This window comes from Pseudomonas sp. EU05-FHT14B02 (assembly GCF_058791055.1).
Map to the genome: position 1 here is coordinate 1 of NZ_JBYTDD010000054.1, position 10,834 is coordinate 10,834.

10 protein-coding genes are annotated in these 10,834 nt (G+C 60.1%); 5 read left to right on the forward strand and 5 right to left on the reverse strand.

Annotated features, from left to right (window positions below):
- Positions 1–129 precede the first annotated feature (129 nt).
- On the reverse strand, positions 130–1,044 hold the full coding sequence (locus AC3WTM_RS29280; RefSeq protein WP_102672866.1) for a LysR family transcriptional regulator: 915 nt from the start codon (positions 1,042–1,044) through the stop codon (positions 130–132).
- A 131-nt stretch (positions 1,045–1,175) separates the two neighbouring features.
- On the opposite strand from AC3WTM_RS29280, the gene trhA reads away from it, so the two are divergent.
- On the forward strand, positions 1,176–1,793 hold the full coding sequence (gene trhA, locus AC3WTM_RS29285) for a PAQR family membrane homeostasis protein TrhA (RefSeq protein ID WP_102672867.1): 618 nt from the start codon (positions 1,176–1,178) through the stop codon (positions 1,791–1,793).
- On the opposite strand, the gene AC3WTM_RS29290 is transcribed toward trhA, so the two are convergent.
- Positions 1,790–2,707, reverse strand: coding sequence for a LysR family transcriptional regulator (locus AC3WTM_RS29290; RefSeq protein WP_102672868.1), 918 nt, complete (start codon positions 2,705–2,707; stop codon positions 1,790–1,792). The genes trhA and AC3WTM_RS29290 overlap by 4 nt on opposite strands.
- Before the next feature lie 109 nt (positions 2,708–2,816).
- Between AC3WTM_RS29290 and AC3WTM_RS29295 the strand changes: the two genes are divergently transcribed.
- From AC3WTM_RS29295 to AC3WTM_RS29305, 3 genes are read left to right on the forward strand one after another with little or no spacing between them, the layout of a single operon-like run.
- Positions 2,817–4,058, forward strand: a complete 1,242-nt coding sequence (locus AC3WTM_RS29295) for a D-amino acid dehydrogenase (protein ID WP_102672869.1) — start codon at positions 2,817–2,819, stop codon at positions 4,056–4,058.
- Positions 4,059–4,085: 27 nt separating this feature from the next.
- Positions 4,086–4,436, forward strand: coding sequence for a RidA family protein (locus AC3WTM_RS29300; RefSeq protein WP_102672870.1), 351 nt, complete (start codon positions 4,086–4,088; stop codon positions 4,434–4,436).
- Between the two features lie 29 nt (positions 4,437–4,465).
- Positions 4,466–5,368: a transporter substrate-binding domain-containing protein gene (locus AC3WTM_RS29305; protein ID WP_102672871.1), complete on the forward strand. Its 903-nt coding sequence runs from the start codon at positions 4,466–4,468 to the stop codon at positions 5,366–5,368.
- 1 nt (position 5,369) lies between these two features.
- Here AC3WTM_RS29305 and AC3WTM_RS29310 read toward each other — a convergent pair whose 3' ends face one another.
- The gene (locus tag AC3WTM_RS29310; protein WP_102672872.1) at positions 5,370–6,089 is read right to left on the reverse strand and encodes a 16S rRNA (uracil(1498)-N(3))-methyltransferase; all 720 of its coding nucleotides are present in this window, start codon (positions 6,087–6,089) and stop codon (positions 5,370–5,372) included.
- Positions 6,090–6,172: 83 nt separating this feature from the next.
- Positions 6,173–7,579, reverse strand: a complete 1,407-nt coding sequence (locus tag AC3WTM_RS29315) for an adenosylmethionine--8-amino-7-oxononanoate transaminase (RefSeq protein WP_057712946.1) — start codon at positions 7,577–7,579, stop codon at positions 6,173–6,175.
- A gap of 223 nt (positions 7,580–7,802) precedes the next feature.
- Here AC3WTM_RS29315 and AC3WTM_RS29320 point away from each other — a divergent pair, with 223 nt between their 5' ends.
- Positions 7,803–9,572: a flavin monoamine oxidase family protein gene (locus AC3WTM_RS29320; protein WP_102672873.1), complete on the forward strand. Its 1,770-nt coding sequence runs from the start codon at positions 7,803–7,805 to the stop codon at positions 9,570–9,572.
- A 409-nt stretch (positions 9,573–9,981) separates the two neighbouring features.
- Here the strand turns inward: AC3WTM_RS29320 and llpB are convergent, their stop codons facing one another.
- The gene (gene llpB / locus AC3WTM_RS29325; RefSeq protein WP_102672874.1) at positions 9,982–10,494 is read right to left on the reverse strand and encodes a lectin-like bacteriocin LlpB; all 513 of its coding nucleotides are present in this window, start codon (positions 10,492–10,494) and stop codon (positions 9,982–9,984) included.
- Positions 10,495–10,834 lie beyond the last annotated feature (340 nt).

Below are 10,834 nucleotides of genomic sequence, written 5' to 3' on the forward strand. Positions count from 1 at the left end.
CTTGCTGAAAGGGCAAAGCGAATATCAGCCAAAAGCCAGTTGAGGGCTTTCCCTCAACCATAGAATCTCCCACAGGGAATCGCATTCCTGTGTGGGAGCGAGCTTGCTCGCAATGAGGTCGATAAGGTTTCAAGCCTGCCGATTGGCATACATCCGACACTCCGCCAGCAACGCCAGCAGATTCGGATCACGCTCCTTGGCTTTCAGGAACACCACGCCAATGTGCTGCTGCAAGCGGTACTTTTCCTGCAGAGGGATCAGCTTCACCCGGTTCTCGTACACCGCCGCAATCCGCCCCGGCAGCAACGCATAACCAACGCCCGAACTGACCATGCTCAGCAGGGTGAAGATGTCGTTGACCTGCATCGCCACCTTCGGCTCGAACCCTGCCTGCTCAAATACCCGCTTGCCGTCCTGATGAGTGGCGAAGCCCTGGGTCAGGGTGATGAAGGTTTCGTCGCGGACCTCGGCCAGGTCGACTTCGGTTCGCTGGGCAAACCTGGAGTCGGCGGGCGTGGCGAGGAAGATGTCGTCGGAGAACAGCGGGATCTGCTCGCAATCCGGATCGTTGACGCTGTCGTCCAGCGACACCAGGGCCGCATCGACTTCCATGTTCTTGAGCTTGTAGAGCAGGTCGGTGTTGGAGCCCAGAATCAGGTCGATGTTGAGCTCGCTGCGGCGGATCTTCAAACCCATGATCAGCTGCGGCACGGTCTTCACCGTCAGTGAATACAGCGACCCCAGTTTGAACCGTTCAGCCGAGAACCCGGCGGCCTCGCGTGTCAGACGGACACTTTCGATGACATCCTGAATCAGCTTCTGCGCCCGTTCTTCCAGCACATAGGCGCTCTCCAGCGGCGTCAGGTTGCGCCCTTCGTGCTTGAACAACGGGCAGCGCAGGGCGCTTTCCAGGGAATGGATCGCCCGATGCACGCTGACATTGCTGGTCTGCAATTCGGCAGCGGCGCGTGCCAGGTTGCCGGTGCGCATGAAGGCCAGGAACACCTCGAGTTTTTTCAGGGTCAACTCTTCATCGATCAGCATGGGCCGGACTCTTTTTGGGATGACTCGATTGTGCCCAATTACGCCGGGCCCGTCGTACAGAAACATTGCGCTTTTACGCTCCAGGCCTGAGCCTTGCGCGTTGCGGCAATGAAATTCGAGGTGAGCAACACATGTATCACGGGGAACGATTGAATGCCTGGACGCATCTGGTCGGGGCAGTGGCGGCGTTTATCGGTGGGGTGTGGCTGATTGTGCTGGCCAGCCTGGACGGCAGCCCGTGGAAGATTGTCAGCATGGCGATCTACGCCTTTACCCTACTGGTGCTTTACAGCGCATCGACCGTCTACCACAGCGTGCGCGGGCGCAAGAAAGTGATCATGCAGAAGGTCGATCACTTTTCGATCTATCTGTTAATCGCCGGAAGCTACACGCCGTTCTGCCTGGTGACTCTGCGCGGGCCGTGGGGCTGGACGTTGTTCGGGATTGTCTGGGGGCTGGCGCTGATCGGCATCCTGCAAGAGATAAAGCCGCGTTCGGAAGCGCGGATTCTGTCGATCGTGATTTATGCGGTGATGGGCTGGATTGTACTGGTGGCGGTCAAGCCGCTGCTCGCGGCGCTGGGCAGCGCCGGGTTTGCGTGGCTGGCATCGGGCGGCGTGTTGTACACCGTGGGGATTATCTTTTTTGCCCTCGATCATCGCCTGCGCCATGCCCACGGGATCTGGCATCTGTTCGTGATCGCCGGGAGCCTGCTGCACTTTGTGGCGATTTTGTTTTATGTCCTTTAAGGCTGCACCGGGACCAGGCGATCCAACTGCTCCCGGGCTCGACGGCTGAATACCTGCAACAGATCGTTCAAGGTGTGGGGCGGTGGTTCGGCGGCGCGGGTCACTGCGTACAGGGTGATGGGTAACGGCGGTGCCAGGGGGCGAATCGTTGTGGTGGCGGGAGAGGCGCCAAGGGCGGTGAATGGATCGATCACCGCCAGGCCTGCGCCAGATTCCACCATCGCCCGTGCCAGGGAGTAGGTTTGCACGGCGATGCGTACCCGGGGTGGGGGCTCGACCGCTTCCAGGTAACTGTCGAGCCGCGCGGCCAGCGGATCGGCGCTGGATAAACCGATCAGCGGCGCATCCGCCAGCGCCATCAGTGGCAACGGTTTGCCCGCATCTTCCTGAGGCCAGTAACCACTCGGCGCCAGCGCCACCAGCACGCCGGACGCCAGCGCCTGGGCCTTGAGCCCCGGGTGATCCGGGCGTTGCAGGGTCAGGGCGACATCCACTTCGCGCATCAACAGGTTCTGCACCAGTTCGCGACTGTGGGCGCTGGAGAGTTCGCAAACGATGTCCGGGTAACGCCCGGTCCATTCGTGAATGGCCGGCGGCAGCAATGACAGGGCCAGCGCCGGAGTGGCACCGATGCGCAGGCTGTGGCCAGGCTCGCGGCGCAGGCTCTGCGCCAGGCGTCGTACGCCTTGCAGGCTTTCGCTGACCTTGTCTACTTCGCGCTCCAGCTCCAGCGCTTCCGGGGTCGCCTGCAACTTGCCGCGCACCCGCAGGAACAACGGGAAGCCCAATTGCTGCTCGGCGTGCTGCAACACCTTGCTCACCGCCGGTTGCGAGACGTGCAGCAATTGCGCGGCAGCGCTGATTGAGCCGGTCTGGCGGATGGCCTGGAAAATCTCGATATGGCGAAGGCGCATGGCAAGTCCATAACCTTTGTTTATGGGTTTGCCATCTTTATGCATTGTTCAACGTCTGTCACCTGGCTCTAACCTCGGTGTCGTCTTCACAACGGTTTTAAGGACGGACATGGCTCAGCGTGTGTGCATCATCGGTGGCGGCGTGATCGGCCTGGCAACGGCCTATGCGCTGGTGCGCGACGGCTTCGAGGTGACGGTGGTCGAGGCACGGGACTCGCTGGGCAGCGAAACCAGCTTCGCCAACGGCGGCCAACTATCCTATCGCTATGTCGCGCCCCTGGCCGACGCCGGAGTGCCTTTGCAAGCCATCGGCTGGATGTTGCGCGGCGATTCACCGCTGAAGCTGCGCCCGCGCCTCGACCTGGCCCAGTGGCGCTGGATGGCGTCGTTCCTCGGCGCCTGCCGCCGCTCGGTCAACCGTGAGAACGCCGCGCACTTGCTGCGCCTGGCGTTGTTCAGCCAGGACACATTGAAGTCCTGGCGCGAGGATGATGGACTGGCGGGATTCCAGTGGCGGCGCAATGGCAAACTGGTGACTTTCCGCCAGAACAGCAGCTTCGAGCATGCGCGCCAAGGCTTGGCCGACCCGCAGCAACAGCAAGTGTTGTCGCCAGCCGAATGCACGCAACTGGAACCGGCGCTGATCGATGCGCCCTTTGTCGGGGCGATCTACACCCCGGACGAAGAGGTCGGCGACTGCCACGGTTTCTGCCAGCAACTGGCTGCACGACTGAAGGCGTCCGGCCGTTGCGAATTTCTCCTCGGACAAGCGGTAACCGGCATTCGCCACAGCAACGGCAGCGTCAACGCCATCGAACTGGGCGAGCAAGTGCTGCCAGTCGATCAACTGGTGATCGCTGCCGGTCACCGCAGTCCGTTGTTGGCGCTACCCTGGCTGCAACTGCCGCTTTATCCGCTCAAGGGCTACAGTCTGACCGTGCCGATCGGCGCCGGTCACCGGGCACCGGACGTGAGCATCACCGACTACGACCGCAAGATCGTCTACGCCCGCATCGGTAAGCAATTGCGAGTGGCGGCGATGGTCGACATCGTCGGCTTCGACCCTGCTTTGGACCCCAAGCGTCTGGCGCTGATCAAGCGTCAGGCCCGTGACACCTTTCCAAATGCCGGCGCCTATGACGAAGCCGTCGAGTGGGCCGGCATGCGCCCGGCCACCCCCAGCGGTGTGCCGTTGCTGGGCGCGACGGCATATCGCAACCTGTGGCTCAACCTCGGCCACGGCGCGCTGGGTTTCACCCTGGCATGCGGCAGCGGGCGTTTGCTCAGCGAGCTGATCGGCGAGCGCCGGCCTTCCATTGACCTTCAGGGTTTCAGCCACCGGGCCGCCTGAACACGGATTTCAGAAGAGGACACTGCAATGACCATTACCCGACTGCACAGCAACCCGCGCCTGTCTGGCGCCGTGACCTTTGGCGACCTGGTGTTTCTCTCCGGGCAGGTGCCGGGCGATGCCCTGGATGCCACCGGCCAGACCCGCGAAGTGCTGGCGAAAATCGATACCTTGCTGGCCGAGGCGGGCAGCAACAAGGATCATCTGCTCAGTGCGACCATTTACCTGAAGAACATCACCGAGGATTTCGCCGCGATGAACGAGGTCTGGTCCACCTGGCTATCGCCTGGGCAGGCACCGAGCCGCACCACCGTGCAGGCCGAACTGGCCCGCCCGCAGGTGTTGGTGGAAATCACCGTCATCGCTGCACGCGTCTGATAAACCAACACCGACAACGGAGAATAACAATGCAGAAAATCACGTTGCTCGCTTGTACGCTTGGCCTGCTGCTTGGCAGTCAGGTTCAGGCCAATGAAGCGCCACTGACCGGCACTCTGAGCAAGATCGCCAGCGCCAACAGCATCACTCTGGGCTATCGCGATGCTTCGGTGCCGTTCTCCTACGTGGGTGATCACAGCGGCAAGCCGATGGGTTACTCGGTGGATCTGGCGGGCAAGATCGTCGAGCGCATCCAGCAGCAACTGGCGCTGCCGGACCTGAAGGTGAAGTACAACCTGGTGACCTCGCAGACCCGCATTCCACTGGTGCAGAACGGCACCGTGGACCTTGAGTGCGGCTCCACCGGCGTGACCGCCGAACGGCAGAAGCAGGTGGCGTTCTCCTATGGCTTCATCTATGTCAAAGGCCAGTTGCTGACCGCGAAGGACAGCGGGATCAATAATTTCGCTGACCTGCGCGGCAAGAACGTGGTGACTACCGCCGGCACCACCAACGAACGCTTCCTGAAAAGCTATAACGTTGATCACAAGATCGACATGTTCGTGATCAGCGCCAAGGACCACGGCGAAGCCTTCCAGATGCTGCAGTCGGGCCGGGCGGCGGCGTTCTACATGGACGACGCGCTGCTCTACGGTGAGCGCGCCAAGGCCAATGACCCGCACAAGTGGGTGGTGGTCGGGGAGGAACAATCGCGGGAGATCTACAGCTGCATGGTGCGCAAGGACGATCCGCAGTTCCTGGCGCTGGTCAACGGCGCGTTGGCGGATCTGTACAGCTCGGGCGAGATCAATGGCATCTACCAACGCTGGTTCGAGCAGCCGATCCCGCCGAAGGGTTTGAACCTTGAGTTCCCGATGACCAGCGAACTCAAGGCGATCATTGCCAAACCGGTGAGTGATCCGGTGCAGTAGCCTAGAAATCACCCCAGAGTTGCTGGGCCACCGCCAGTGCAACAACCGGCGCGGTTTCGGTGCGCAGCACCCGCGGACCGAGGCGGGCGGCGTGGAAACCGCCGGCCTTGGCCTGATCGACTTCGGCATCGGACAAACCACCCTCCGGACCGATCAGGAATGCCAGATTTGAAGGTTTGGCGTGGCTCACCAACGGTTCGGCCACCGGGTGCAGCACCAGTTTCAACTCGGCTTGTGTCTGCTTGAGCCAGTCGGCCAACAGCATTGGTGGATGAATCACCGGCACCCTTGAACGCCCGCATTGCTCACATGCGCTGATCGCCACCTGACGCCAGTGCAGCAGGCGTTTGTCGGCGCGCTCGTCCTTGAGCCGGACTTCGCAGCGTTCGGTGAAGATCGGGGTGATTTCAGTGGCGCCCAGTTCCGTGGCTTTCTGGATCGCCCAGTCCATGCGTTCACCGCGGGACAGGCCCTGGCCGAGATGGATTTGCAGCGGCGACTCGATCTGCCCGGCGAAGCTTTCATCGATCTGCACCACTACACGCTTCTTGCCGACTTCGACCAGGGTGGCGCGAAACTCGTGGCCGGAACCATCGAACAGTTGCAGCGCATCGCCTTCGGCCATGCGCAAGACGCGGCCGATGTAGTGGGCCTGGGCTTCGGGCAATTCGTGCTCGCCGGTGCTCAGGGGGGCGTCAATGAAGAAGCGGGACAGTCTCATGCTGGGTCTCTGAAAAAGGGTGTTGGTCATGGAACGGTAGGGACTTCTGTGGGAGCGAGCTTGCTCCCACATTGACCGCATCATCAGCCCGGATCACGGAACCCCGGGTGGAAGTCCTTCGGCACCGCCACGCTGACGCTGTCACGGGTCGCGATGTCGATCCCTTCGCTGGCCACTTCGGCAAGGAAGTCGATCTGCTCCGGGGTAATCACATACGGCGGCAAGAAATACACCACGCTACCCAATGGGCGCAGTAACGCACCACGCTCCAGGGCGTGCTGGAACACCTTCAGGCCGCGACGTTCCTGCCACGGCCAAGCTTCCTTGCTGGCCTTGTCCTTGACCATCTCGATGGCCAGCACCATGCCGGTCTGGCGCACTTCGGACACGTTCGGGTGGTCGACCAGATGTGCCGTCGACGTAGCCATGCGCTGCGCCAGGGCCTTGTTGTTCTCGATGACGTTGTCTTCTTCGAAGATGTCCAGGGTCGCCAGGGCCGCCGCGCACGCCAGTGGGTTGCCGGTGTAGCTGTGGGAGTGCAGGAAGGCGCGCAGGGTCGGGTAGTCGTCGTAGAAGGCGCTGTAGACCTCGTCGGTGGTCATGCACGCCGCCAGCGGCAGATAGCCGCCCGTCAGGGCTTTGGACAGGCACAGGAAATCAGGTCGGATGCCGGCCTGTTCGCAGGCGAACATCGTCCCGGTGCGGCCGAAGCCGACGGCGATTTCGTCGTGGATCAGGTGCACGCCGTAGCGGTCGCAGGCTTCTCGCAGCAGCTTGAGGTACACCGGGTGGTACATGCGCATGCCACCGGCGCCCTGGATCAGCGGCTCGACGATCACCGCCGCGACCGTGTCGTGATTTTCGGCGAGGGTCTGTTCCATGGCCGCGAACATATTGCGCGAATGTTCTTCCCAGCTCATGCCCTCGGGGCGCAGGTAGCAGTCCGGGCTCGGTACCTTGATGGTGTCCATCAACAGTGCTTTGTAGGTCTCGGTGAACAGCGGCACGTCACCCACCGACATCGCCGCCATGGTTTCGCCGTGGTAGCTGTTGGTCAGGGTGACGAAGCGCTTCTTGTTCGGCTGACCGCGATTGAGCCAGTAGTGAAAGCTCATTTTCAGCGCGACTTCGATGCAGGATGAGCCGTTATCGGCGTAGAAGCACCGGGTCAGGCCTTCCGGTGTCATCTTCACCAGGCGCTCGGACAGTTCGATCACCGGTTGATGGCTGAAGCCGGCAAGGATCACATGTTCGAGCTGGTCGACCTGGTCCTTGATGCGCTGGTTGATCCGCGGGTTGGCGTGCCCGAACACATTGACCCACCAGGAGCTGACCGCATCGAGGTAGCGCTTGCCTTCGAAGTCTTCCAGCCACACGCCTTCCCCGCGCTTGATCGGGATCAGCGGCAGTTGCTCGTGATCTTTCATCTGGGTGCAGGGATGCCACAGCACGGCGAGATCGCGTTGCATCCACTGATTATTCAGGCCCATTTTCACTCTCCTGGAGGCGGTCCGTTACCTGCGCGGACAAACAATCGCGCAAGCCTATGCAATGCGTGCCACGGGGACAACCCATTGTGTCGAATCAGCTACTTTATCCAGGTCGATAGACGTTGCTGGCGGGTGTTTGAAGGCTGACGTATCCTTCGCGACTCTTGAGCCGTCTGGCTCGCAAAAATTGCTGTTTTCCTCGTGTAATTCCGGAGTTCGCTGAATGTCTGTCGGTTGGCTGCGCGCCTGTGCGCTGGTGGTATTGGGGCTGTTCAGCGTGTCTGCGCTGGCCAAGGATAAAACCGCGATCGTGATCGGCGGCGGCCTGTCGGGCCTGACTGCCGCGTACGAGCTGCAGAACAAGGGCTGGCAGGTCACCCTGCTGGAAGCCAAATCGAGCCTGGGCGGTCGTTCCGGCATGGCCACCAGCGAATGGATCGGCAATGACAAGGCTCAGCCGGTGCTGAACAAGTACGTCTCGAACTTCAAGCTGAGCATCACGCCGGCCCCTGAATTCGTGCGGACCCCAAGCTACCTGATCGATGGCGAGTATTTCTCCGCCGCCGATCTGGCGACCAAGCAGCCAGCCACCGCCGAGGCGCTCAAGCGTTTTGACAAGACCGTGGACGATCTGGCGCGCTCGATCGACGACCCGCTGAACCCTGCCGCCAACAACACCCTGCACGCGTTGGATCAGATCAACGTGTCGAGCTGGCTCGACAAGCAGAACCTGCCGGCCACCGCCCGCCAGTTGATCAACCAGCAGATCCGTACCCGCTACGACGAACCTTCGCGCTTGTCGCTGCTGTACTTCGCGCAGCAGAGCCGCGTCTACCGTGGCGTCTCCGATCGTGACCTGCGTGCTTCGCGCCTGGTCGGCGGCAGCCCGGTGCTGGCCCAGGCCTTCGTCAAGCAGCTGAAAGTCATTAAGACCGCTTCCCCGGTCTCGGCCATCAGCCAGGACAAGGACGGCGTAACCGTCAAGGTCGGCGGCGTCGGCTACCAGGCCGACTACGTGGTACTGGCCGTGCCGTTGCGCGCCCTGAACAAGATCCAGATGACCCCGGCGCTGGACGCACAGCATCTGGCGGCGATCAAGGGCACCAACTACGGTTGGCGCGATCAGATCATGCTCAAGTTCAAGACGCCGGTGTGGGAAAGCAAGGCGCGTATGTCCGGCGAGATCTACAGCAACACCGGCCTGGGGATGTTGTGGGTCGAGCCTGCCCTGAAGGGCGGTGCCAACGTGGTGATCAACCTGTCCGGCGATAACGCCCGCGTCATGCAGGCGTTCGGCGACAAGCAGATGGCCGATCAGGTGCTGATTCGCCTGCACGCTTTTTATCCACAGGCCCGTGGTTCGTTCACCGGTTATGAAATCCGTCGCTATAGCACCGACCCGTCGACTGGCGGTGCCTACCTGGCCTTCGGGCCGGGCCAGATCAGCAAGTTCTGGCGCCTGTGGGAACGCCCGATTCAGCGAGTAGCCTTCGCTGGCGAACACACCGACACCCTGTACCCAGGCACCCTGGAAGGCGCGCTGCGCACCGGTCAGCGTGCGGCCAGCCAGGTTGAAGACCTGGCGGCGGGCAAGTCGTTCGAACCGGCGAAAGTGGGTCCGGCCGCCGCAGCGGCGGGCGCTGGTGCGGTGGTGGCGAAGAAAGGCAATTTCTTCAGCAACCTGTTCGGCGGCTCGGATGACGAGAAGAAACCAGAGACAGTCAAGGCGCCAGAGCCGGTTGCGCCAGCCCCTGCGCTTGCTCCGACGCCAGCCCCGGCCGTTGCGCCGGCTCCGGTTGAAGCGCCGAAGCCTGCGACCCCGGCAAAAGCCGAGCCAGCCAAAAAGGCTCCGGCCAAAGCGGCAACTAAACCGACAGCCAGGACCGAGGCGAAAAAAGTCCCGGCCAAGGCACCGGTCAAGAAGGCTGAACTGGCGAAGAAACCGGCTGCCAAACCTGCTGCAACTCCGGCAACGGACACCAAGGCGCAGTAGCGTTCAGGCGTAAAAAAAGCGCGGCTTTAAAGCCGCGCTTTTTATTGATCATTTATCAGGCATGAGATATTCCGGCTTTGTCTGCGCATTGGGCTCCTGCAATCCACAATCTCGGTCCTACACGCTGCAGCGATATATCAGATTCTTCCCACAAAATAATCAGACATACATTATAGGTGGCGCCTGGAATTAAGCTTATGCTATTCAAAAAAATTTGGAGGGCATATGAAAGCACTAGCGGCAACAATAATATTGATAGCGCTTTCCGGCTGTAATTGCGGAGAGCTATTTCCTAAAGGATACGGTCATGAACTGGTCTATAAGTGCGATATAAATCCGTATGATCCAGATTGCTTGCAGCCACCTCCAGTTTTCACAGGTCCTTAGAAAAGGAAGTATTTGGCCATGGTTAAAGAGGGCCTAATGAAAATTTCCATTCATAAATCTGTTTACCATCCGGAAGTACTCTGACCAGCCTTTCCTTTGGCTTTGGAATGCGGCCAGGGACAAATCCAAAGCGAGCCCAGCACAGACTGCCCATCCGCCCATCGTAAATGACTAGATTTCCGTCATCTTGCATGACCATACAAGCGTTGTACCAAAGCGATTTATCAGCGCTATGAGAACTTTCGGCAATCCATAGACGCTTTCTGGAAGGATCGTATAAGAAGCCATTATTGCTGATTACAAACTGCAGTCGCTGATTCATTCTTTTTTGATATAAGGTTTTACTATAAATTTGATTGGCGTCCGCAACCCAAACTACAGCACCATTGTCGGTAATAACCAAATTTCCGTCAGCTTGCAACACCAATCGAAATCGTCCATTTCCGGACATAAGGTACTGTCCTGCCGACATCATTTGATTGGGAGGGAGCACCTGCGAGCCACTTGCTTGAAATGGGGTGTAAGTAATAGCCATGTTTTTTTCCTTGTTCAATGAACTGTTGAGCCCACATTGAACCAAGTTCAACTACGGAAATGGCGATACATATGTATCGCTTTAATAAAAAAACCGTTGAAGGTTAGCGTGAAGCAGAAAAGGAAGCGGCAGCCATCAGGTGTCTGGATCGGGGAGGGCGGAGCCTGCCAGGACGGCACCGGTCAAAAATGTTGAATCGAAGAGCAGAGGGGCCACTGACACCAAGGCTCAGCAACGTTCAGGCGAAAAAAACGCGGCTCAAGGGCTAATGCCGATCAGTTAAGCCCTCTCGCTTGACCTTTGGCCGCAAGAAATCAAAATCCGATGCCTGTACTGGCAT

Bases quoted from the DNA above. Each gene is read 5' to 3' on its own strand.
- AC3WTM_RS29280 (WP_102672866.1), bottom strand. From the start codon at position 1,044: ATGCTGATCGATGAAGAGTTGACCCTGAAAAAACTCGAGGTGTTCCTG.
- trhA (WP_102672867.1), top strand. From the start codon at position 1,176: ATGTATCACGGGGAACGATTGAATGCCTGGACGCATCTGGTCGGGGCA.
- AC3WTM_RS29290 (WP_102672868.1), bottom strand. From the start codon at position 2,707: ATGCGCCTTCGCCATATCGAGATTTTCCAGGCCATCCGCCAGACCGGC.
- AC3WTM_RS29295 (WP_102672869.1), top strand. From the start codon at position 2,817: ATGGCTCAGCGTGTGTGCATCATCGGTGGCGGCGTGATCGGCCTGGCA.
- AC3WTM_RS29300 (WP_102672870.1), top strand. From the start codon at position 4,086: ATGACCATTACCCGACTGCACAGCAACCCGCGCCTGTCTGGCGCCGTG.
- AC3WTM_RS29305 (WP_102672871.1), top strand. From the start codon at position 4,466: ATGCAGAAAATCACGTTGCTCGCTTGTACGCTTGGCCTGCTGCTTGGC.
- AC3WTM_RS29310 (WP_102672872.1), bottom strand. From the start codon at position 6,089: ATGAGACTGTCCCGCTTCTTCATTGACGCCCCCCTGAGCACCGGCGAG.
- AC3WTM_RS29315 (WP_057712946.1), bottom strand. From the start codon at position 7,579: ATGGGCCTGAATAATCAGTGGATGCAACGCGATCTCGCCGTGCTGTGG.
- AC3WTM_RS29320 (WP_102672873.1), top strand. From the start codon at position 7,803: ATGTCTGTCGGTTGGCTGCGCGCCTGTGCGCTGGTGGTATTGGGGCTG.
- llpB (WP_102672874.1), bottom strand. From the start codon at position 10,494: ATGGCTATTACTTACACCCCATTTCAAGCAAGTGGCTCGCAGGTGCTC.